The following is a 23,596-nucleotide window of genomic DNA, read 5'->3' as shown; positions in this document are numbered from 1 at the left end:
AGTTGAACCCGGGACCTATCTCGAAGAAGCACCGCCGACGACGCCGAATGGTAGAACCGTGTCGGTCAGTCGGTTGGCCACACCGTGTGCCGCTTTACGAATCTCCGGCATGGCCGTGCATTCCCATAAGCCGCCACGAAGCAGTGAGCCAAGCGCATATAGGCCTGGCTGAGCTCTGCCATCGCGGCTCAGTATTTGGCCGTCTATTTCAGTGGCTATACCGAGCTGGAGAGGGTCTGGCACCACCATCCCATTTTCCAGAAGCCGGGATATCAGAGGATGCTCTGTGTATGCACAAGCCGTGTCCAGACCTGTCGCCTGGATGACGAGATCGGATTCCAGGATGCTGTTCAGCTGAGAAGCACGATCACGGATCGTCAGCCGCAACGGCGCACTGCCCTCGACACGTAGCACCCTCGCAGCCAGAATCGCTAATCGCCCCTCTTCACGCAGCTGTTCGATCGCCCCATGTGACGCCGGGGGTACTCGATGGCGCCCTGCTTCCCAAACCCAGCGCACGTGCCGCAGAAACTGCCACCGCTGCCTTGTTGTAAGGCCCTGCCAAAGGAGACTGTTGATCGGCCGTAGACCGTCAACGACGCTACGCCAGTCTCCGGCATGTTCGGTAATCGCGCGTCGAATCTTACGGACGATCTGCGGAATGCTAGGAGTGCTTAGAAGATCGTTGTTGAGCGTTTGCTGATCGGGATATGGATCAAACCCGTCTCGGGCGTGTACCGAGGGCAAGAGACCATGCCGGGAGACGGCAACCATCTGGGCGTTAGGCCAACGCGTAGATACCGTGAGGAGGGTGTCGACTGCTGTAAGCCCGGTGCCGATGACAACGACTCGACGCGGATTGCGCGCGTCGCTCGCCAGGTTCCAGGGATCGAGTTTGTATGCGCCACTCTCACGAGCTTCTGATGTGACACATCTGAGAGCACGAGGCGGTAGCGCACCGAGCGCCAAGACAGCGCCATCCACTTCAATCCTTCTTCCATCGTGCAAGGCGATGCTATACCGGTCATCGCCCGCTGGAGTGATGTCTATCGCGCTCGCGCGATGTATCTCCACAGATTGTCCTTGTTGACGCGCAGAATGGATGAGCGCAGCGACCTGGGCCTGGACAAAATCGCCAAATAGACGGCGAGGAAGAAAATCCGAGCCGCTGACGCTCGCCAGCTCGCCACTCGCATGCTCCAGAAAATCGTAGGGCTGGTGCAGAAAAAGTCCCATCTTGTCGGCGCGAACATTCAACAGGTGACGGTCGTCATCCGTGCTGTATGCCACGCCCCGACCAGGTGATGACGCACCGACGATCCAGTGAATCGTGCAGGCGCGCTTGTGCTGAACGAGTTCACCAAATACGGCAGCGCCTGCGGCGCCACCACCGATGATTGCGATGTCTGTCATAGCCTATCCCCACCTAGTTGCGCACAACGTGTGTTGTGGTGCTTCTTCGACTTCAGTCAAACACGCGCATCGTTAAACTTGCGTATGATTTTTTCGCTCTTCCAAAGGAATTGAAAAGGCCATGTGGATATGCCAAATGGTCATTGGCATAGCACCAGAGCGCAATGTACTTTCGCAACGCGCGTAGCTTTTTTGCACCCCATATGAGTTGCTCGACCAGCATTTTCCGAAAACCGATAAGTGATCGACTATGGACCGTCATCGTAAGCAACGGTCATAAGCAACACAGGTGTCTTGCGCGGATAGATGATGCAGATTTTCTTCTGCGTCGTTTGCGTACGGCCAAGTCTATTTAAAGCGCCCAGGTTTTTCTGAGTCACCTCGAACTCGAAGTAAGTGATGTGCCAGCCAAGGAAGTCGGACAGTACGCAGATAGTCAGCACGTGCAGCGTATTGCCGCCAGCGCGCCGTTACACATTCCGGCGCGCGTCGATCGTTTTATGGAACGGCGTGGGTCGCCGCTTGTTCAATCAGGCCGGCGACTTCTTTGGGGTGCGACTCGTAAACCGAATGGCTCGCTCCCTGCACTTCAATCGTGTGGCTGTGGGCGCGCTTGGCGTACATCCGCTCGAGATCAGGATTGATGATGTGATCGGACGTCGCTACGGCGTACCAGCTCGGTTTTGTTTTCCAGGCAGGCTGACCGGCCGGTGAGTTGAATACGGATGCCGCGGTCAATTCCTGCGCATTCGCCTCGAACTGGGCCTGTTTCAGCGGCAGATCCGCAGCAAAGTCTGCCGGATAACGCGCCGGGTCGAGATACAGAAAGCCATCGGCAGTCTTCTTGACGTCGTTGGTTTTGCTGATGGCATTGGGGAAAAGCTTGCCATTGGCAACCTCGGTTTCACCTTGGTCGAGCGCATGTGCGGCGATGTAAACCAGACCTACGACTTTCGAATCGTTGCCGACATCGGTAATGATCGCGCCACCATAGCTGTGGCCCACGAGAATGGTCGGACCATCCTGCATGTCGACAATCCGTTTTACGGCGGTTACGTCATCGCCAAATGACGTCAGCGGATGCTCCGCAACCGACACGTGGTAGCCATCCTTTACCAGAATGTCGTAGACCGGCTTCCAACCATTGCCGTTGACCCATGCGCCATGCACGAGAACGATATTGTGCACCGGTGTTGCTGCCATCGCCTGGCCGGTCAATGCGCTCATGCCCAGCGTCAACGCTGCGGATAGAAAAATGCTCTTTTTGCTTTTGATCTTCATCATCGTGTCCTTGGGGGATGTAGGGAGTTATCGTTTAGACTGCCGGCGGTCCATATTCATCAGGCGAATCGATCGTAACTGCTGCGACTCAGTCGATTTATGAAGTTATCAGAAGCGATTCAGAGGGATTTCCAATGCGACCATTACCCTCCGAGCTTCTCCGCAGCTTTGTCGTCGTCGCCCAGACCGGCAGTTTCACCGTCGCCTCGGAACAAGTAAGCCTTTCGCAGTCCACGGTCAGCCAGCACATCCGTCGGCTTGAAGATCTGGTCGGCCAGCCACTGTTTGAACGGGATACTCGCAACGTGCGCCTGTCGCCTCAAGGCGAGACCTTGCATCGTTACGCAGAAAGAATTCTTTCGCTGATGGATGAGGCGATGACAAGCCTGTGCGGGCCACCGCTGAATGGCACCGTGCGCGTCGGCCTTCCCGAAGATTTCGCCTCCACTCGTCTGACGACAGCGCTGGCCAGTTTCGTGCAGCGTAATCCCGAGGTCGAACTGATCATCAGTACGGGCATGAGTGGTGATCTATTTCGTGAACTCGACGAAGGTCGGCACGATCTGGTTTTTGCCAAACGTCTCAGCGGCAGCCAGCGCGGCACGGTCGTCCGCACGGAACCTTTGTATTGGTGCGGGAGCCCTACTTCACCATTGAACGGTGGCGAATCGATCATACCGCTGGCCGTGCATCCCGAGCCGAGCATTGCCCGCCGTCGCATTTTCGAGGCTTTGAAGGCTGTCAATCGACCGTACCGGATTGCCATCGTCAGCAGCAACGTCATGGTGATCCAGGCGGCGGTCATGGCGGGGCTCGGCATCAGTGCATTTGCGGGCTATGTCATTCCGGAAGGTCTGGTACGTCTTGACCAAGGCCTGCCCGAACTTGGCGTTCTGGAATATGTGATTGACCGGCAGCCCTCGGTATCGCAAGCCGCGTTGGCACTGGAGATGGTCCTCACCGATGCTGCTAACGAACTCTGATGGATCGCCAGCCAGCTCACTCAGGATTGGGTGTTTTTTCTGCCACCCGGAAACCGGGCAATGGCCTGCTGTGCGGCCTCTTCGAGCGAGTTCACCACCTGGTTGACGCCGGAGTCCGGAAGCGTGATTTCCGGCAGCGCCAGCAGCGCAGGCAACAGGACGGCAAGAATGCATGCGTCAGAAAACCGGCGACGCATTTCGCTGGCCACCGTCGCGCTGTTTTCCCTTTCCTTGCCGGGTGCCGCACTGACGATATAGACCATCGAGATGCCGTCACGGGTGACCTCAAGCGGCGGATCGGCTTCAATCGCTTCGATATCCTGGATCGACAGGTGACGTGCATCGATATTCAGATCACGCAGGATACGTGCGAGAATTTCAGTAGCCAGATCATCGCCAATCGTGCCGAGGCCCGTGCACAAGACTACCGATCGCGGCGCCACTACCAGCGGACCCTGCCAGCGTCCGCTGACGCTTTCGCGCCGCTGACGCAGGACCTGACCGATACTCGATCCCTCGAGTACCGAGGCGGAACGACGCCAACTCGAATGCCTGCGTCCATGACTACCGAGTGATTCGATCACTCGCACGATGGCGCTGCGGACGATGACCTGCTGCTCCGGATTGATCAGGCCATTCACCAAGTCGATGCGGGTGAGCTGCAGCGCCGGCAGCAGCACGGCATCGCAGTAAGCCGCGAAGGATTTTCGCTTCAGAAAAACGCGCGCACTGGCGATGATTTCATCGGAGTCGCCCGAAATCGCACGCTGGTAAAAGCGCTGCGGCATGGTCAGCGCAGGCAAGTCGCCAAGCAGGATATCCAGCAGGTTGAGCGCTTTGACATGCCGCCCGGCGACGACCAGGCACAACGTCAACGGCGTCGACATGATCAGTCCGACCGGCCCCCACAACCAACTCCAGAAAATCGCAGCGACCACCACCGCCAACGGCGACAACCCGGTGGTGTGGCCATACAGCTGTGGCTCCACCAGCTGCCCAACCACCGTTTCGACCACCATATATAGACCGATCGTCATCAGCATCAATGACCAGCCGGGATCGACCGCGGCCGCGAGCAGAGTGGCGAGAATCGCCGCCAGCCAAACACCTACATAAGGCACGAAACGCAGAATCGCGGTAAGAGTGGCCCATAACGGCGCATTGGGTACGCCGATGATCACCAGACCGAGCCAGATCACCACACCGACACCAAAGTTGACCGCAAACTGCGAAACGAAAAATCGCGAGAGGCGCTCACCGGCATCGTTGATCGCTTCCGTCGTGGCGCGCAAATCCGACCCACCCGCCAGGCGGATGAAGCGATCCCGCAACGACTCGTGCTCCAGCAATACGAAGATCAGCACCACAAGCACGATGCCAGCCGTCTGCAGCGGTGGCCATATCGATGAAAAAATGCGGCCGACCACGCCCATCGGGCTGGGCGGTGCGGTACGGATTTCCACCGGAACGACACTGGTGGAGGCCTTCAGATTTTGCTGTGCGTCGGCAGGCTCATTCGCTAGTTCTGCCGTGCGATCACCAAACTGATTCAGTACACGGCCCGCTTCATCCTGCATCGCTTCGAGGCGACCCGCCGTCAGCTTGCTCAAGGCATCGATCTTGTTATGGACCGTCGCCTCGTACTGCGGCAGGCTGGTGGCCATGTGCGCGACCTGCGAGCCGATTATCGTCGACAAGCCCACCAGGAACATCACCAACGCCAGCACTGCGATCAGTACGGACGGCGCATGACCCAGCCCGATCTTGCGTAGCCAGCGCACCGGCGGTGCGACGAGCAAACTCAGGATCAGGGCCAGCGTGATCGGCACCAGCACTTCCCTGCCGAGATACAGCAACGCCAGCACGGTGGCCGTAGTGATGATCGCTATCGCCCGTGAATGTGCGGGCGGTACGAGAAGCGGATCTGATGCAGACGGCATGTATGGGCTCCTGATCGTTGAGGATTCAAACACGACTGATCAGGTTGCTACCTTACAAGCTACAAGGCCTGGAAACCGCAGAGCCGTCCAAAGAAATCCAGCGCCAGTCTTGAACGCCTATCGCCGCCCCTCTCCATCGCCCGCTGGTAGGCCGGTAGTGCGGCCATGCACTTATCGAGACACCTGCCCTGCCGCCTCTGCATGATCCAGATCGACTGAGTCACCGACGCCATAGCCGCCGCCCAGTGCCTCGATGAGCTGGATAGAAATATCGGCTTGCTGGCTTTCCAGCGCTGCAGTGCGCTGATCGGTCAGCAGCAACTGCTGACGACTGATCAGGGGCACGAGTGGCCCGCTGACACCACCTTTGTATGCAGTGATTGCCTGTTCCCAACTTTTTTGGGCATCCTGCTGCGCACGTTTCTCCAGATCGATCTGGGTTCGCACCGATTTCAATGCAGAGACCTGATCCGACACGTCATTGAGCGCCGCAACGAGAAGCGTGTTGTAGCGTGCTACCGACTGATCGTAGACCGAGTCAGTAGCGGCAAGCTTGGCGCGCAGTCGGCCGCCGTCGAAGATCGGCAGGCTGAGTGCCGGACCAATGCTGAAGGTCCGTGCCGGCAACTGAAAGACATTCGTGCTGTCGCCGACAGCGACCACACCGGCCATCGCGCTGAGGCTGATATTGGGAAGAAACTCGGTCTTCGTCGCCTTGATGTCTTTCGCTGCAGCTTCGACCTGCCAGCGCGCGGCCACCAGATCGGCGCGACGCCCCAGCAAGCCCACCGACAGCTGATCCGGTAACGCGACCATGCCCTGATCGAGCAGCTGCGGTCGGGTGATGGCGAGGCCGCGATCCGGACCCTGACCAAGCAACACGGACAGACTGCTGCGCGCGGCATCGATGGCACGATCGGCCTGCACTTTCTGCTGCTCGGCGCTGGCCACCTGGGAATCGGCCAGGTACGCCTGCTGCGTCGTACCCAGGCCGCCCTCAATCAACCGGCGGGTCAACGCGAGCGATTTACTGGCGCGCTGCTGTTCGGCATCGGCTACATCCCGCTGGGCAAAGGCATAGCCCAGCCGCACATAGGCACGCGCCACGTTCACCGACAGCTGGATGCGCGCCGCGTGCGCATCGATCTGCACTGCACGACTGCGCCCCAGCGCAGCTTCCCAGGCATCGCGTTTGCCGCCCCAGAGATCCAGATCCCACGAGAATCCCGCCGTCACCGACTTGGCCCAGGCGAAGGATCCCAGCGCATATTCGGGATAGACCGGATCCTTGCTGGAGAGCCGCGCTCCTACGGCGCTGGCGCTTAGATCCGCCTGCGGATCACGGGCGGCATTCAGGCTGTCGGCCACGGCCTGTGCCTGTCTGGCGCGTGCTTCGGCATCGGCGAGTGTGGGGTTGTTCTTCAACGCCTCGGCGATGAGTGTATTGAGCTGCGAATCGCCGAAGCCGACCCACCAATCTTGCGCTGGCCACGCGGTCGGACTGAGTGGTACCTGGGCCAGGCTACGCTCATTTTTTAGGCTGGCGGAATCAGTCATCGTGCCCGTCGTATGCAGTCCGCCACTACTGACACAGCCGGCTAGTGCAATGCTGAGCACGAGCATTGCGGTGCGGAAAAACTTTCGTGATTTGATGTCATGGACACTCATGGCGATGCCACTACGGCACTGTCGGCGCTATGCGGATGCACGATCAAGGTGGCGGTCATGCCCGCGGCGAGAACGGTTCCCGCCGGCATATGGTCGGTATCGATATCCACGCGCACCGGCACACGCTGAGCGAGTCGCACCCAGTTGAAGGTCGGATTCACATCGGACAGCAGATCAGAACCGGTGGGATTGGCAGCATCGGTAATACCACGGGCAATGCTTTGCACCGTTCCGTGCAGATGCACACCGCCACTCATCAGACGGATATCGACTGAATCGTGGACATGCACCTGCGGTAGCTTGGTTTCCTCGAAATAGCCGTAGACCCAGTAGGAGTGGCTGTCGATCAGTGCGAGGCGCGGCACGCCGACGCTGGCATAGTCGCCGACGCGTATGGCGAGGTTGGTGATGTATCCGTCGGTTGGCGCGCGTACTTCGGTTCGATCCAGGTTGAGCTGCGCGGCAGCCAACGCCACCTTCGCCTGGGTTACTGAGGCCTGCGCCTGCTGCTGACTGGCCAAGGCCTGATCCATGCCAGCTTGCGCGCGGTTGAACCCGGCACGTGCCGTGGCAGCGGCGGATTTGGCATCGGCGCGGTCTTCATCGGATACCACGTCGTTCAACTTTTGCCGACGGTTGGATTGCTCGGACGCCATGTCGTAGCTCGACTTGCTTTGTACTGCGCCGGCCGATGCCGCCTCCACACCGGCCTGGGCAGCACGCGCCACGGCCTGTGCCGCACCGACGTTGGCATTGGCCAGGTCAAACGCATTCTGATAACGCGCACGGTCGATCACAAACAGCAACTGGTCCTTCTTGACCGTCTGGTTATCGATGACGTTGACCTGCGTCACCAGTCCGGACACGTCGGGCGCTATACGCACGATCTCGGCGCGTACGCGGCCATCGCGCGTCCACGGCGAGTACATATAGTGCTTCCACAGCGCGTGCGCGACGAGTACTGCGACAAGCACGACAACGAAAGTCACAGCAAAACGAATCAGCGTGGCAATTTTCATGGCATCACTCTCAGAACAGGAGCAGCGCAGCGCTGCCAAAGACACAGACAAACAAGGCCAGCCGAAACAGCGGTGGCTGCCAGACCAGGCGATAGAGTCCAAAGTGGCCGGCCAGCCAGTCGAACAGCCAGAGCAGCGCCAGTGAGAACACAAACAGCACCAGCAGGCCCGGCACCAGCGCATCACCCAGGGCAATTTCACGAGGCATCAGCGATCTCCTTGGGAGCCGGTGCAACCGGCCTGATGTGATCGGGCATGTAATCAGCGAGCACGGACTCACCATCCAGCAAGGCAAGCCGGATCAGGTGCAGATGATCTAGCAGCGGACGGGCGCTTGCTTCACTGTCAGCCATGTCGATAGCGGCAGCCACGGCATCGCGCGTGCGTGCATACCCAGCGCTATCCGGATGCTCATAAAAACGGGCCAATGCGTTGATCGCCTGATTGACACATCGATCAACTTCGGCAGGCACGGGATGGCTGCCCATATCCTGGCGCAGTTCGATCAGGGCTCGGCCGGTTTCATGCACGGCCAGGGTCCATGCAATCAATGCACGAGAGTCCGTGCTGCCGGGCTCGGTCTGCGCAACAACCTGGCTGAAGAGATCGTGGTTGACGCTCTCAAAGCGATGGCGCAGTCCGGCAAGCGGCGCTTCTGCCGCCAGCGTCACCTGTCGGCGCAACCGTTCAAGCTGGCGTCGACGCAGCCAGTGGCTACCGATCGCCGGAGGGACCACGATGAAAGCGAGCGACGCTGCACTCACACCGATGATTTGCGCAATGGTGTCATTGATGAAGTTGGCGGGGTCGAACACCATCGGATTCTTCAGCGCCAGGATGTAGACAAAGCCCATGGAATAACCCAGCCCATAGCTGGCAATCGACGGCCGCATGAGCATCGCCAAGCCCACCATCAAGAATGGTGCCGAGCCCGCAACAAGCAACATATAGCCTTCCATTTTCGTCAGGACAAAAAACACGCATACAAAGCCCGCAACCATGCCTGTGGCATAGCCCATCAGCACCGATCGGGTGACTCGCGCCGGATTGGGTGCCGTGGCAAACAGGCCGGCAAAAATGGTGGCGATGAGCATGGCGCTCGCACCCATCGGCCATGCCGAGTAGATCCAGAAAGCACCCAGCACCAGCATGGTCAGCGTGGTACGGAATACGGCCAGTCCAGCGCTGGCAAAATCGTTGCCACGTTCAAAACGCACGCGCTCGGGCGAGCGCAGGATCAGGCGCGGCGCCTGCAGCGATGCCGCCGTTTCCACGTAGGCATGCAGTTCATCGGCAAAACGGTTCAACAAGGTGGCGCCGGTATCGAAATCGCGCAACGCGGCAGCGTCGGTCAAACTCTGGCGCAGCGCCGGCGCCTGTTTCTGCATGGTTTGCCGTGCCTCGACCAGACGCGGCAGCAATACGTAGGAAGCGGCACCGGCCTCGATCGGCGCATCGAGCGCCTTTCCAATCGGCGCGTAAAGTGCGATCAGTGCTTTTGCGGACGCCTCATGGCCATTGCGCTGCAGTCGATTGATCAGGTGATGCAGCGACTGAAAGCTTGTCGAGGCAGCCATGAAGCGCTGATTGAACAGTTGCAGGTGGCCACTGCGTGCGCGCGCTTCGGCGTCTTCAAAGATTACCGAGCTGCGCAGGTCTTCCAGAGTCACCGCATCACGCACGAAGCGCAGGTGTGCGTTTTCCATGGCATTACGCGCAATGGTGCCGCCAGTGCTGCCTTGGACAAAACCGATGAAGTGCGCGAACTGCGCGCGTGCGCTACGCCGCAGCACGTCGCGCATGCGGCTGGGCAAAACGACATCATTCACCACGCCGCTGACCAGCAGGCCAAGCAATACTTCGCTGATACGCGCCACGGCGGAATCAAACACGGCCGGCGGATTATTGATGACCGGAACGGCAATGATCGCTGCCGTATAACCGCCCAGCACAAACGCATACGACTTGAAGTTGCGATACAGCGTGGCACCGCCTGCGCAAACACCGATCCACAGCGACAGCGCCAACAGAAACAGTTCACGCTGCTGCGGGAACAAGGCCACAATGACAAACGCAGCCACCGCACCGGCCAGCGTGCCGATGCCGCGATAAAAACTCTTGGCCAGTACCATGCCCGACTGCCGGTTGGCGACGATGATCACGGTGAGCATGGCGCTCGACGGCTGCGGCAGCGAAAAGCGCATCGCAAGCCACCCCGTCAGGTAATAAGCCAGCAGCGTCTTGAACACGAACAACCATACGCCGGCTTCGTCGCGCAACGTGTCGACAACGACGGTGCGCGTTGTCGGTGCAGTCATGGTGGCGGGGTTTGCTGACATCCGATGTGCCTTAGCTGGTCAAGCCGTTCAACATCTTTTTCAGCAGCTTCTCCAACTGCTTTTGCTCGATCGCACTCAAATCACGGCCCTGGCGTTCCAGCAGGCCGCAGACATCAGGAAGAAAGCTGTTGATCAAGGCCAGGCCGGCCGGCGTCAGGCTCAACTCGACCTTGCGGCGATCGCCAGCACTGCTGGCGCGGGCAATCAGCTCCTTTTCGCAAAGCTCGTTGGTCAGGCGTGTGATATTGGCCGATTTCTCCCCCGCCGCTTCAGCCAGTTCCGACGGTAGCATCGTGCCGCTTTCGGTGCCGTAAATCATCATCAGCAGGTTATATTCGGGGTGATTGATGCCGTAGGGCTTGAGCAGCGCATTGACGTCATCGTGCAAGGCTTTATGAATGTGCTTGATCAGCCGTGCCAGCACGCCGGGACCCATCGGGAAACGTGGATACCGCTTGCAGGTAATGACAAGCCGCTGTTCGGTCGGTGCAAAGCTGCTCACTGGCGGCATCCTTTATTTCAAGTAAATATAGTATATATGTGTAATATATGTTTGTAAACATATTCGCCCGCATGAATACTTTATGCCGGATTCGACGAGGCGACGCTGACGCAGGGCACGAAGAAGATGAGTAGCTCGCTGCCTGCGGACATCCGTTGAGCAAACGATATTCCGCGCATGTCGTACCATGTGTGCATATGCAGCAATTCGCACTGTCGACACGTTTTGCATCGAACAAGGTGACATTCCATGAATGACAAAAAGGTTCCCGGTGTTGGCGAATACGACGGCCCTGCCGGTGGCTGGGGGGCGCTGCGCGCGGTAGCCGGCGCCATCAGCAAGCAGATGGCCGTGGTTCGCGAAACCTCGGCCATGCGCCGGATGAACCAGCCGAACGGTTTTGATTGCCCCGGCTGCGCGTGGCCCGACCCGAAGCACACCTCGTCATTCGAATTTTGCGAAAACGGCGCCAAGGCAGTGAGCTGGGAAGCCACATCAAAGCGTGCGACGCCCGAGTTTTTTGCCAAGCATACGATCAGCGAACTCTGGAACTGGCACGACCACGCGCTGGAAGACGAGGGTCGCCTTACCCATCCGATGGCATACGACAAAGCCAGCGATACCTTCGTCGAAGTTTCATGGGAAGAAGCCATGCAGCGCATCGGCGTCGGCCTGCGTGCCCTGCCCGATCCGAACATGGCCGAGTTCTACACCTCGGGCCGCGCCTCGAATGAGGCGGCGTTTCTGTATCAGTTATTTGCGCGGGAGTACGGCACCAATAATTTTCCCGACTGCTCCAACATGTGCCACGAGGCGACCAGCGTGGGCCTGCCGATGTCGATCGGCGTCGGCAAGGGCACGGTATCGCTGGAAGATTTCGACCACTGCGACGCGCTGTTCTCGATCGGTCACAACCCGGGCACCAACCATCCACGCATGCTGGGTACCTTGCGCGAAGTCGCGCAGCGCGGAGTACCAATCATCGTGTTCAATCCGCTGCCTGAGCGCGGCTTGGAACGTTTCGTCTCGCCACAAAGCCCGGCTGAAATGCTCACGGGCAACGCCACTCAGCTCGCCTCCACCTATTACAAGGTCAAGGTCGGCGGCGACGTGGCCGTGCTCAAGGGCATGATGAAATACGTGCTGGCCGACGATGCTGCCGACCGCGTAGCCGGCGGACCCGGCAAGCTGGACGATGACTTTATCGCGCAGCACACCGTCGGCTTCGACACGCTGGTGGACGATCTCAATGCCACGACATGGGAAACCATTGAGCGCAAGTCGGGTTTATCCCAGGCCGATATCGAAGCAGCCGCATCGGTTTACGTGAATGCCAAACGCGTGATCGTCTGCTACGGCATGGGTATTACCCAGCATAAGCACGGCACCGAGAACGTGCATCACATCGCCAACCTGCTGCTGATGCGCGGCAATATCGGTCGCGAGGGCGCAGGTATCTGTCCGCTGCGCGGGCACTCCAACGTGCAGGGCGATCGCACAGTGGGCATTACTGAAAAACCCAACGACGACTTGCTCAACGGCATCAGGAATCGCTTCGGCTTCACGCCGCCGAGCGCGCATGGGCACGATGCAGTGGATGCGGTCAAGGCGATCCGTGATGGTCGCTCCAAGGTGCTGATCTGCCTTGGTGGCAATCTGGCCGTGGCGATGTCCGATCCCGAGGCCACCTTTGCCGCGATGGCCAAGCTCGATATGGCCGTTCATATCGCAACCAAACTCAACCGCTCGCACCTGATCCTGGCGCGCGAGTCGATCATCCTGCCGTGCCTTGGCCGTACCGAACTCGATCTGCAGGCTGGCGGCTTTCAGTCAGTGACGGTAGAAGATTCGATGTCGATGGTGCACGCCTCGCAAGGGCGACTGAAACCAGCCGGTCAAATGCTGCGCTCCGAGCCTGCCATCATCGCAATGATGGCGAAGGCCACACTGCCGGACACCAGAGTCGACTGGCAGGCAATGGTCGACGACTACGACCTGATTCGCGACGGCATCGAAGCGGTATTCCCGATCTTCAAGAACTTCAATGAACGCGTGCGCAAACCCGGTGGGTTTCGCCTGTATATAGCCGCCTGCGAACGCGTCTGGGCCACACCCGACAAGCGTGCGCACTTCCTTATCGGCAAGGGCCTGGATGAGGACGGTCCAGAACCGAAAGATGCGCTAACGCTCACCACCATCCGTTCGCACGATCAGTACAACACCACGATCTATGGCATGGACGACCGCTACCGCGGCATTACCGGCCGGAGGGATGTGATCTTTATTCACCCCAGCGACCTGGCTGCCCGCGGCCTGCAACACGGCGACCGCATCGACGTCGAAACGGTTGCCAGTCAAGCCAACGGCAGCGACCCGCGGGCGGTGCGCGGCTACACCGCCGTGGCCTACGACATTGCCAAAGGCTCCGTGGCAATGTACTACCCGGAAGGCAATTCACTGGTTGCGCTGGAAAACCATGACGAGCGTTCCGGTACGCCGTCCTACAAGTCGGTACCGGTGAAAATCGTGGCAGCCAAGCAAGCCGCCTAAAGCCGCCAATCGGCCGAGACCAAGGTCATTCCATTACATCGGCGGCACGGTACCGTTGAGGCCAACGGCAACCAGTCCGGCATTCACCGGGCTACCCGGCTTGCCGACCACGAATACGTGTGCACCTTTGACGATGGCGGTCTTGTCGACCGGCTGGAAGGTCACGACTGGCACGTTGGCCGGCACATTGATGGTTTTTTCGCCCTTGCCGTAATCGACAACCAGGGTGCGTGCTCCGCTGCCGGACGACGTCTTTACGGTGCCGTTGGTCATCGCCGACATGGTGCCGCCATGGTTCATCTTCTTGACGGTGCCATTGGTCATGGCGGAAGCCGTGCCGCCCTTGGCCGGAAGATCCCAGGCATAGTCTCCAAGGCCAGTACCCTTCATCGCATCGGGGAACACCACCACCTCAAGCGCGCGGGCGCCAGAAGCACCCGGGACGTTGGCCGTACCGATGAAGGTGCCCGCCTTGATGGCGTCCAGACTGCTCGGCACGATGCCGGTTACCCTGGTTTCTGCCGCAATGGCAATGGTCTGCGGGCCAGTGGAGGTCTGTACGGTGAAACCGGTGCTGCTCACATCGAGCACGGTGCCGCGAATATGCACCGGTGTAGCCGGCTGATCGGCAGCAACCGCCGGCACGATCGCCACGACCGAAAGACCGGTTGCCATCGCGATAAGCATCGCCTTGCGCTTGAGGGTAATCATGTTCATGTGTCTGTCCTTGGTTGGGAAGTGGATTTGCGATTAACAATCCTGCCAACGGCATTCGTTCCCGACCGCCAAATGGTTACATGCTTGTCGATAGGTATAAGCAACAGCGTGCTTCTTGCCCGGGCATCGTGAATCTTTGAATACAAAGCCGCGTGAATCGCTCTTGTCCAACCGCGCCGATGACGCCCCCCTTGAAACTCGCGGGCATATCACGCAATTTATTTTCTGCCTACAAGAGTCAGCACCAATGTCCAGGATCGAAATCACGAGCTTGAGCGCGTCGCCGAAGATCGTCGACATGCTCAGCGAAATCATCGTCGAGGTAGTCACTAATGGCGGCTCAGTCAGCTTCATGCATCCGCTCGCCCCCGAAACGGCAAAAGCATTCTGGAACGACTCGCTGGCAGCCGCGGCCATAGGCAAACGCGTTGTGCTGGGTGCCTGGGATGGCGAGATGATCGTTGGCACGGTCACCGTGCTGCTCGACTGTCCGCCCAATCAGCCGCACCGGGCCGAAATCGCCAAGCTGATGACCCGGCTCAGCCATCGGGGTCAAGGAATAGCCGTTGCGCTGATGCATGCGGCCGAAGCCATGGCGATCAAAAACCACCGCAACGTGCTGGTGCTCGATACCGCCGTCGACGGCGGCGCATCAGCGTTGTACGACGGCCTTGGCTTCACTCTCGCCGGTGTAATCCCGGACTACGCTTTGAAACCACACGGCGGACTGACGGGCACGAAGATTTACTGGAAACATATCGGCGATCCGCTTTAGGCCATCGCTCGCGATCAGCCCGCACTAACGCCGATACTTCAACCAGCGATAAAATCAGCCGCCCGCTCGCCAATCATCGCGCTGGGCGCTTGCGTATTGCCCGATATCAGCGATGGCATGATCGACGCATCGGCTACGCGCAGATGGCTGACACCACGCACGCGCAATTGAGGATCGATCGGCGCAATGGCATCGCTACCCATGCGGCACGTGCCGACCGGGTGATAAATCGTATCGGCGTGATCACGAATGCTTTGCCGCAGCAGGTTTTCGTCCGTGCTGTCCGCGTTGTAATACGTCTTGCCCGCATAGCGCGCAAACGCGGGCGCCGCGAGAATGTCCTGGGCGATGCGCACGCCGGCCAGCAGCGTATCCAGATCACCGGGATGCGAGAGATAGCCTGGATCGATCATCGGCGCCTTGCGGATATCGTTTGAGGCCAGGCGCACGACACCGCGGCTTTCCGGCCGCAGATTGCAGACATGCAGGCTCAGACCACGCGTCATGTGCATCTTGCGATTGTGGTTGTCGACAATGCCGATGCAAAGATGCAGCTGGATGTCCGGACGATCCAGTTCCTTGCGCGTTTTCAGAAAGCCGCCCGCCTCGGCCACGTTGCTGGTGAGCATGCCGGTGCCGCTCTTGTACGGCTTGATTGCACGAATCACCTGCGGAATGACCGAGGGCACGATTCCGAGCAACTCTCGATCGTTGATTGCACGGCAGATAGTGAAATCCAGATGGTCCTGCAGATTGCCACCCACCTCGGGGCTGTCATGGAGTACATCGATACCCATCGCACGCAGATGATCGGCCGGCCCGATACCGGACATCATCAGCAACTGTGGCGTGCCGAAAGCGCCCGCGGACAAAACTACTTCAGCGCGTGCGACAAACATCTTGCCATCGACGCAGCGAATGCCGGTGGCGCGCCCCTGCTCGATCAACACCCGTTCCACCTGGGTGGTAGCGATGACCGTGAGATTCTTCGGCGCCAGACCGCCGATATAAGCACGCGCTGCGTTGTAGCGGCTGCCCTGCTTCTGGAAAACCTGATACTGCCCCACGCCTTCCTGCGTCGCGCCGTTGAAATCCGGATTCAACGGATGCCCGCATTGCTCAGCGGCTTTGACAAACAGGCACGCGCATTCACTCGGACTGGCAAGATCGGCGACGTTGAGCGGTCCACCCGTCGCATGCCAGTCACTGGCGCCGCGCTCATTGTTTTCGGCACGCAGAAAATACGGGAACACGTCACGCCACGACCAGCCGGTGGCGCCGGCGTTTGCCCAGTCGTCGTAGTCCTCATGCTGACCGCGCATATAGATCATCGCGTTGATCAGGCTGGAGCCACCGACACCGCGGCCACGCGGCTGTACCCCGCGACGGCCACCAAGGCCCGGTTGCGGCACCGTGCGATAGGAATAATTTCGCGGATTCTGGAACGGCACCAGACCGGCCACACCAAGCGGCACATCCGACAAAACGCCGCTCTTGGCCGGCCCGGTTTCCAGCAGCAGCACCGTGCTGTCCGGGCGGGCTATTGCCAACCTCGCTGCTGTAGCGCAACCCGCCGGTCCCGCACCCACAATGATGTAATCAAACGTGGCAGTAACAGATGACATGGCTGAGCCTTTGATGAGCGCCGCGGCCAATGGCCACGCGACATAATCCGGGTGAGCGGATGTTTGGGTAGGCCGGACGCTAGCACACGCTCCTGGCGATTCCACGCTTCGTTGCAGCATGGAAACAATTGGTGAAAACCGCATGGTTCGGCAGTCCGAAAGAAGGAGCAATGCGCAATATCTGTTGCCTTCTGCTCGTCCATCGGTAGACGGGGACCTGCGCTGACTGGTGAATCGGCACAGCGGCGTTACAATCATGCACTGCGATTTCGCCAAGCCACTCATTCGATCCTCATGCGCAATCCTCTGCAGGAACAATTGCTCAAAGCGGGCCTGGTCAACAAGACCAAGGCGGCGCAGGTCGTGCGCGAGCAGACCAAACAGCGGCACAGCAAGTCACCCATGGCGCCGGTCGATGAGCACGTCGATACCCAAAGGCTGCAGGCCGAGCGCGCCGAACGTGATCGTGCGCTGGCCGCCGAACGCAATGCGCAGACGCGCGCTAGCGAGCAGCGCGCGCAGGTTCGCCAGATCGTCGAGAGCCATAAAGTGAAGCGCGAAGGTGAAATTGCCTACCGCTTCGCCGACGGTGAGGCGATCAAAAGCGTTCTGGTCAACGAGCCTCTACGTGCCCAACTTGCCAGCGGTACGCTGGTGATCGTTCGTCATGACCAGGGTTACGAACTACTGCCTCGCTTGGCGGCGGATAAAGTGTATGCACGCGATGCAGCAATGATCGTGCTTGATCATGACCGTCCAGACACGAGCAATGCCCAAAGCGATGACGATGAGTTCTACAAGAAGTTCGAAGTCCCGGACGATCTGATCTGGTAGTTGATTTCGCTTCATACCGGAAGGGAAATGGCCGAGCGGGTTTTCAGGGCGACCTGCGCCGCCTCACGCTATCGCGCACATCCACGTCAAAAAGCAGCGTCAGCTCATCCTTGCCGTTGTTCGCTGGGAGTGTGAAGCGTAGTCCTTCCCGCGTCGGCAGACGATCGACATGTTCACGCACGGGGACTTGTGGCAACTCGATTCTCCAGGCGCCGGCCTGACCGGCAAACCTTGGCTCATCAGCGTCTATCAGTGCGAGTTCAAAGCCTATCGCAAACGCATCGGCGAAATAGCTGCGTGCATCGACAACGTCGCCAGCGAGCAGCTGCGCCAGCTCATCTTCATCGATACGCACTCGAAGATGCTGGCCCTCAATCTGCAGTTTCATAAAGACACTCCAACATGCGCGCGGTTATGGCGATGATCGGACGCGAGGCGGAGAATGCGCTTCGAGGCTGACAATCTCGACACGCGCTCCAGCAGGGCAATCGCCCGCATCCTCCGGCAAAACCACCCAGACGTCGGCATCGGCAAATGGACGAATCCGGAACGGCTGTTGTTGATTCGATATCGTGGCATGCAATTGGCCGTCCGAACCTTGGTGCAGGTTCGCGCGCAAAAAATGCCGCAGGCCGGCCTTGGGTTGCTGGGGCGTATCGAGTACGGCGAACAAAGCGTGTTCGCTGCCCTGCCCGGTCATGGCACGCATGACCGGCACCACGACGAAACGCATTCCCGCGGCGACAGCCATCGGCGTGCCTGGCAACGCAATGATCAATGGGCCATTCGCCATTGCCGCGCACAGCAGCGGCTTGCCGGGGCGGATCGCGACCTTGTGGAACAACAGCTGCACATTGAAACGACGCAGTGTCTCAGGCACGAAATCATAGCGACCCATCGATACCGCGCCCGTACTGACGACCAGATCAACACTGGCATCGATCGCGCGCTGCAGGGCATCGGCAAAAGTGATCGCTGTGTCGTCCACCGTCTCGCAAAACAGCACCTGCGCACCGGCGGCGGCGAGTGCAGCACAAAGATACGGCCCGTTGGAATTATGGATGCGCTCGGCAGCCAGCGGTTGGGTCGCATCGGCCTGCAGCTCCTTGCCAGTGCAAATGATCGCCACACGCGGGCGCCGGACTACCTCCAGCGTCGAGATGCCCAGCGCAGCCAGCAGCATCACTTGCGCCGCTTCGATACGCGTGCCTGCCGCCATCACTTCCACACCCAGCGCGACATCGGAACCGGTGTAACGCACGTTATCGCCGGCATGCAATGGATCACGCAGGCGAATGCGTGCCGGCTTACCGTCCGCATGAGTGCCAAGACATTCGGTGCGCTCCAGTGCCACCACGGCATCGAGACCCTCATGCAGGCGCGCGCCGGTCATGATCTCGCAAGCATCTTGCTCGCCATCGACATGTTGCGCTTTGCCCGCAACATCACCGGCGGCTTGCGAACCATAGACGGCGTGCTCCGACCCTGCAGGCAACGGCTTGACAGCGAAAAGCGCATAGCCATCCATCGCCGCGTGATCGAAAGAAGGCAGTGCAATGGGGCTTGTGATGGCGCTGGCCAGCACGCGTCCAGTGGCTTCATCGAGCGCACACAATTCGGCGGGCAACCGACAAGTCTGTGCGAGAAGTAGTTCGAGGGCCTTGGTGTAGTCGATCATGAGAAGTGATGTATTGCCTGGCAACACCGTTGAGTAGGCCGCGAGTTTCGCACGGGCAGCAGAAGCGTCACCGCATCATCGACGGATGGAGAGAAGACGAACCGGGCTTTTGACCATCCGGACTCGACAACCTCTGCTCGTGGGCCAGTGGCCGGTTTGCTACCAACGGCACCGCTTATACCAACCGCAGCCATATCACGTGAAATCGTTTTACTGCGTTGCAGCGTGATCCTTGCTACGTCGAACGTGCATGGTATGAGCATGGTGAAAGCAACGCGTTAACCGGTAGGCGCCATTGTTACAAATTGATGTCTGCTGCGGATGCTCATTCTGCAGGCTTCAACTTCAGGCACGGAAGCAGACGATGACGACAAGATTGAGCGCTGAAGCGATTTGGCGGGCTGACGCTGCCTGGAAACCAACCGACATGTGAAACGCGCTGATGTCACCACAATAACGCCCGGCACATTCGCCGGATACTTCAACTCAATGAGAGAACGCTCATGGCAGGGGTACCAGAAGCAGTTGTTTCGTCAGCGGCAGTAGGAGCCAAGCCCGGATTTTTCGCCAGGGAACGCACCATCGCAGGACCGCGCTTCAATCGCTGGCTGGTGCCGCCGGCGGCGCTGGCGATCCACCTTTGCATCGGCATGGCCTACGGCTTCTCGGTGTTCTGGCTGCCGATGTCCAAGCTGCTGACCACCACCGACGTGGCCACCTGCGCCAACCTCGGCTTTTTTGCAGCGCTGACCAGCACCGGCTGCAACTGGACCGTGCCGCAGGTCACCCATATCTTTGAAACGTTTATCGCGATGCTGGGCATTTCGGCCGCGCTGTGGGGTGGTTGGCTGGAACATGCGGGGCCGCGCAAGGCCGGCTTTATCGCAGCGCTGTGCTGGGGCGGCGGCCTGATTGTCGGTGGCATCGGCGTGTCGACGCATCAGCTTTGGTTGGTGTTCCTGGGCTGCGGTGTCCTCGGTGGCGTCGGCCAGGGTCTGGGCTACATCACTCCAGTGTCTTCGCTGATCAAGTGGTTTCCGGATCGCCGCGGTATGGCGACCGGGTTCGCCATCATGGGTTACGGCGGCGGCGCGATGATCGGTGCGCCGCTGGCGGTGGCACTGATGAAGCACTTCTCGGATACCAGCGCGCAAGGTGTCGCATCGACCTTGATGGTGATGGGCGCGATCTATTTCATCGTGATGGCCTGCGGCGCGCTGGGTTTTCGCGTCTCACCCAATGGCTGGTATCCGAAGGGATGGACACCACCGGCCAAGGATGATGGCAAGTCGATGATCACGCGCCGCCATGTGCATCTGAGCCGTGCGTGGAAAACACCACAATTCTGGCTGTTGTGGGGTATGTTGTTCCTCAACGTCACTGCCGGCATTTCGGTGATCTCGATGGCCAGCCCGATGCTGCAGGACGTGTTCGGCGGCAAGCTGGCGGGTCTGGCTGACGTGGCCGCCACGCTCACAGCAGCACAGAAGGCGGCGGTCGTTGCCTCGGCAGCGGGACTGGTCGGGCTGATCAGCCTGTTCAACAGCCTCGGCCGCCTGTTCTGGGCGTCGCTGTCCGACAAGCTTGGCCGCAAGGGCACGTACTACACGTTCTTCGTGCTGGGTATCGTTTCGTATTGTCTGTTGCCGACGTGGGGGCATCTGGCACTGGCTGGCCTGTTCGTGGCCACGGTCTGTCTCATTCTCAGCATGTACGGCGGTGGCTTTGCCACCATCCCGGCATATCTGGCCGACCTGTTCGGCACACAAATGGTGGGTGCGATCCACGGCCGTTTGCTGACGGCGTGGTCGGCAGCCGGCGTGATCGGGCCGTTCTTGATCGCCGCGATTCGCCAGACGCAGATCGATGCCGGCGTGGCCAAGAACCTCGTCTACGACCACACGCTGTACATCATGGCCGGTCTGTTGCTGCTGGGCCTGATCTGCAATTCGCTGGTGCGGCCGGTCAAGGATTCGGTCTTCATGAGCGATGCAGAATTGGCGCATGAGCGCTCGCTGCAGCACGAGGACCTGATCACGTCCAGCGCCGAAACCTCGGCGCGCGGCAGCTTCGGTGTCATCGGTATGCTGGCGTGGTTGGCGGTTGGCGTGCCATTCCTGATCGGCTTGTACATTGCATTGGCAAAGGCCGCGGCACTGTTCTGAGAAATGTTTGAAGGTGATGCAATGAAACGTGCTGCCAATCCGAATGCACTCAATCAGGGCATGCTGCCGGATATCCCCGACGATATCCGCGCCGCAGTACTCGAAGTCACGGGCCGGCTAAAGGATCTACCAGGCGCTTTGCTGCCCGTGCTGCACGGCGTACAACAGGCGCTGGGCTATGTACCGGAGGCATCGGTGCCGCTGATCGCGCGCGAGCTGAACCTCTCGCGCGCCGACGTGCATGGCGTCATCACGTTTTATCACTTCTTTCGCAGCAAGCCCTCCGGGAAACACGTCATCTACGTCTGCCGCGCGGAATCCTGTCAGGCGATGGGTGCCGTGGCGCTGGAACATCACATCAAGCAGCGCCTCGGCGTAGACTTCCATGAGACCACCGCGGATGGCGCGTATACGTTGGAGCCGGTCTATTGCCTCGGCAACTGCGCCTGCTCGCCAGCAATCATGGTGGATGAGGAACTGAAGGGCCGGATGACGCCAAAGCAATTCGACGCATGGCTGGCCGCGGAGGCAACATGAGCATCACGGTTTACGTGCCGCGCGATGCAGGCGCCCTGTCACTGGGGGCCGAAGCGGTAGCCAAGGCCATCGCCGCCGAAGCGAAACGGCGCGATATCGATATCCGCATCGTGCGCAACGGTTCGCGTGGTCTGTACTGGCTGGAGCCAATGGTCGAAGTGGAAATGTCCCATGGACGCGCGGCCTTCGGTCCGGTGCAAGCTGACGATGTCGCAGGCCTGTTCGAGGCCAATTTCCTGCATAACGGCATGCATGCATTGAGTCTCGGACGAACCGAAGACATTCCCTATCTGAAAAGCCAGCAACGACTTACCTTTACTCGCGTCGGCATCGTCGATCCACGCAATCTGGATGACTACCGCACACACGGTGGCTATCGCGGATTGCAGGCTGCGCTCGGCATGACCGGCCCCGAGGTGGTGCAGGCCGTCACCGATTCCGGCCTGCGCGGCCGCGGTGGTGCCGCCTTTCCCGCTGGCATCAAGTGGAAGACCTGCATGGATGCGCAGGCGGGACAGAAATACATCGTCTGCAATGCGGATGAGGGTGATTCGGGTACTTATGCCGACCGCATGATCATGGAAGGCGACCCGTTCGTACTCATCGAAGGCATGACTATCGCCGGACTCGCAGTCGGTGCGACGCACGGCTACATCTATCTGCGGGTGGAATACCCGCACGCGCAGCGCGCGCTGGAATCGGCCATCCAGACGGCGGGAACCGAGGGCTATCTCGGCGACAACGTACGTGGCAGCGGCAAGGCGTTTCATCTGGAAGTGCGCATGGCTGCCGGCGCTTACATATGTGGCGAAGAAACCTCGCTGCTGGAAAGCCTTGAAGGCAAGCGCGGCCAGGTGCGTTTCAAGCCACCGCTGCCAGCGATCGAAGGCTTGTTCGGCAAGCCCACGGTGATCAACAATGTGGTGACACTGGCAACGGTACCGACGATTCTGGACAAGGGCGCTGCGTTCTATCGCGACTACGGCATGGGCCGCTCGCGCGGCACGCTGCCGATGCAGCTGGCTGGCAACCTGAAGCGTACGGGTCTGGTCGAGCGCGCGTTTGGCCTGACACTGCGCGAGTTGATCGAGGAATATGGTGGCGGCACGGCCAGTGGCCGAGCGGTGCGCGCAGTGCAGGTGGGCGGTCCACTGGGCGCGTATATTCCGATCTCCCAACTCGATACACCGATCGACTACGAAGCGTTCATTGCGATCGGCGGCATGCTCGGCCACGGCGGCATCGTGGTATTCGACGACAGCGTCGACATGGCTGCGCAGGCGCGCTATGCGATGGAGTTTTGCGCAATCGAGTCCTGTGGCAAGTGCACACCATGCCGTATCGGCTCGACCCGTGGCGTTGAGGTGATCGACCGTCTCAAAGCCGGCAATGCCGCCGAACGCGACCGCAACGAAGTGCTACTGCGCGATCTCTGCCAGACCATGCTGGGTGGTTCGCTCTGCGCGCTGGGCGGCATGGCACCGTTCCCCGTGCTCAGCGCATTGGATCATTTCCCCGAAGATTTCGCGGGCGCCGCCGAAGCGGCTACGTCCTGAGGAGGTAACGCGTC

19 protein-coding genes are annotated in these 23,596 nt (G+C 59.9%); 7 read left to right on the top strand and 12 right to left on the bottom strand.

Annotation, left to right across the window (positions count from 1 at the left end):
* Nucleotides 1-15: 15 nt before the first annotated feature.
* Both HDE80_RS08290 and HDE80_RS08285 read right to left on the bottom strand, forming a co-directional pair.
* Complete coding sequence (locus tag HDE80_RS08290) at nt 16-1,413, bottom strand: FAD/NAD(P)-binding protein (protein WP_184669733.1); 1,398 nt, start codon at nt 1,411-1,413, stop codon at nt 16-18.
* A gap of 498 nt (nt 1,414-1,911) precedes the next feature.
* Nucleotides 1,912-2,694, bottom strand: a complete 783-nt coding sequence (locus tag HDE80_RS08285) for an alpha/beta hydrolase (RefSeq protein ID WP_184669731.1) — start codon at nt 2,692-2,694, stop codon at nt 1,912-1,914.
* 134 nt (nt 2,695-2,828) lie between these two features.
* Between HDE80_RS08285 and HDE80_RS08280 the strand changes: the two genes are divergently transcribed.
* Nucleotides 2,829-3,677: a LysR substrate-binding domain-containing protein gene (locus HDE80_RS08280; protein WP_184669729.1), complete on the top strand. Its 849-nt coding sequence runs from the start codon at nt 2,829-2,831 to the stop codon at nt 3,675-3,677.
* Nucleotides 3,678-3,697: 20 nt separating this feature from the next.
* Here HDE80_RS08280 and HDE80_RS08275 read toward each other — a convergent pair whose 3' ends face one another.
* From HDE80_RS08275 to HDE80_RS08250, 6 genes are all read right to left on the bottom strand, one after another.
* Nucleotides 3,698-5,617 carry an AI-2E family transporter gene (locus HDE80_RS08275; RefSeq protein ID WP_184669727.1) on the bottom strand — a complete coding sequence of 640 codons (1,920 nt, stop codon included), beginning with the start codon at nt 5,615-5,617 and terminating at the stop codon, nt 3,698-3,700.
* Nucleotides 5,618-5,788: 171 nt separating this feature from the next.
* A complete protein-coding gene (locus HDE80_RS08270; protein WP_345776426.1) occupies nt 5,789-7,174 on the bottom strand; it encodes an efflux transporter outer membrane subunit in 1,386 nt (461 codons plus the stop codon).
* A 107-nt stretch (nt 7,175-7,281) separates the two neighbouring features.
* Entirely contained in the window at nt 7,282-8,304 is a 1,023-nt protein-coding gene (locus tag HDE80_RS08265) for an HlyD family secretion protein (protein WP_184669722.1), read from the bottom strand.
* A 10-nt stretch (nt 8,305-8,314) separates the two neighbouring features.
* The gene (locus HDE80_RS08260; RefSeq protein ID WP_184602155.1) at nt 8,315-8,512 is read right to left on the bottom strand and encodes a DUF1656 domain-containing protein; all 198 of its coding nucleotides are present in this window, start codon (nt 8,510-8,512) and stop codon (nt 8,315-8,317) included.
* Nucleotides 8,502-10,643: an FUSC family protein gene (locus HDE80_RS08255; protein WP_184669721.1), complete on the bottom strand. Its 2,142-nt coding sequence runs from the start codon at nt 10,641-10,643 to the stop codon at nt 8,502-8,504. The genes HDE80_RS08260 and HDE80_RS08255 overlap by 11 nt, the downstream gene beginning before the upstream one ends.
* A 10-nt stretch (nt 10,644-10,653) precedes the next feature.
* Complete coding sequence (locus HDE80_RS08250) at nt 10,654-11,145, bottom strand: MarR family transcriptional regulator (protein WP_184669719.1); 492 nt, start codon at nt 11,143-11,145, stop codon at nt 10,654-10,656.
* A 249-nt stretch (nt 11,146-11,394) separates the two neighbouring features.
* On the opposite strand from HDE80_RS08250, the gene HDE80_RS08245 reads away from it, so the two are divergent.
* A complete protein-coding gene (locus HDE80_RS08245) occupies nt 11,395-13,695 on the top strand; it encodes an FdhF/YdeP family oxidoreductase (RefSeq protein ID WP_184669717.1) in 2,301 nt (766 codons plus the stop codon).
* A 33-nt stretch (nt 13,696-13,728) separates the two neighbouring features.
* Here HDE80_RS08245 and HDE80_RS08240 read toward each other — a convergent pair whose 3' ends face one another.
* Nucleotides 13,729-14,412 (bottom strand): metal ABC transporter permease, encoded by a 684-nt coding sequence (locus HDE80_RS08240; protein WP_184669715.1) that lies wholly within the window; start codon nt 14,410-14,412, stop codon nt 13,729-13,731.
* Nucleotides 14,413-14,575: 163 nt separating this feature from the next.
* Between HDE80_RS08240 and HDE80_RS08235 the strand changes: the two genes are divergently transcribed.
* Nucleotides 14,576-15,187: a GNAT family N-acetyltransferase gene (locus tag HDE80_RS08235; RefSeq protein WP_221437473.1), complete on the top strand. Its 612-nt coding sequence runs from the start codon at nt 14,576-14,578 to the stop codon at nt 15,185-15,187.
* Between the two features lie 38 nt (nt 15,188-15,225).
* On the opposite strand, the gene HDE80_RS08230 is transcribed toward HDE80_RS08235, so the two are convergent.
* A complete protein-coding gene (locus HDE80_RS08230) occupies nt 15,226-16,812 on the bottom strand; it encodes a GMC family oxidoreductase N-terminal domain-containing protein (protein ID WP_184669713.1) in 1,587 nt (528 codons plus the stop codon).
* 294 nt (nt 16,813-17,106) lie between these two features.
* Here HDE80_RS08230 and HDE80_RS08225 point away from each other — a divergent pair, with 294 nt between their 5' ends.
* The gene (locus tag HDE80_RS08225; protein WP_184669711.1) at nt 17,107-17,646 is read left to right on the top strand and encodes a DUF2058 domain-containing protein; all 540 of its coding nucleotides are present in this window, start codon (nt 17,107-17,109) and stop codon (nt 17,644-17,646) included.
* Nucleotides 17,647-17,689: 43 nt separating this feature from the next.
* On the opposite strand, the gene HDE80_RS08220 is transcribed toward HDE80_RS08225, so the two are convergent.
* The gene (locus HDE80_RS08220) at nt 17,690-18,034 is read right to left on the bottom strand and encodes a hypothetical protein (RefSeq protein ID WP_184669709.1); all 345 of its coding nucleotides are present in this window, start codon (nt 18,032-18,034) and stop codon (nt 17,690-17,692) included.
* 24 nt (nt 18,035-18,058) lie between these two features.
* Nucleotides 18,059-19,324, bottom strand: coding sequence for a molybdopterin molybdotransferase MoeA (locus tag HDE80_RS08215; RefSeq protein WP_184669707.1), 1,266 nt, complete (start codon nt 19,322-19,324; stop codon nt 18,059-18,061).
* A 503-nt stretch (nt 19,325-19,827) separates the two neighbouring features.
* Here HDE80_RS08215 and HDE80_RS08210 point away from each other — a divergent pair.
* Genes HDE80_RS08210 through HDE80_RS08200 form a run of 3 tightly spaced genes read left to right on the top strand, consistent with a single transcriptional unit; the run spans nt 19,828 to nt 23,582 of the window.
* A complete protein-coding gene (locus tag HDE80_RS08210; RefSeq protein WP_184669705.1) occupies nt 19,828-21,489 on the top strand; it encodes an OFA family MFS transporter in 1,662 nt (553 codons plus the stop codon).
* A 21-nt stretch (nt 21,490-21,510) separates the two neighbouring features.
* Nucleotides 21,511-22,026: a formate dehydrogenase subunit gamma gene (locus HDE80_RS08205; protein WP_221437472.1), complete on the top strand. Its 516-nt coding sequence runs from the start codon at nt 21,511-21,513 to the stop codon at nt 22,024-22,026.
* Nucleotides 22,023-23,582, top strand: coding sequence for an NADH-quinone oxidoreductase subunit NuoF (locus HDE80_RS08200; protein ID WP_184669703.1), 1,560 nt, complete (start codon nt 22,023-22,025; stop codon nt 23,580-23,582). The genes HDE80_RS08205 and HDE80_RS08200 overlap by 4 nt, the downstream gene beginning before the upstream one ends.
* Nucleotides 23,583-23,596 lie beyond the last annotated feature (14 nt).

Source organism: Rhodanobacter sp. A1T4, assembly GCF_014207185.1.
Taxonomy (GTDB): domain Bacteria; phylum Pseudomonadota; class Gammaproteobacteria; order Xanthomonadales; family Rhodanobacteraceae; genus Rhodanobacter.
The sequence above is the reverse complement of the archived record's forward strand: the minus strand, read 5'-3'. Positions and strand labels throughout refer to the sequence as shown.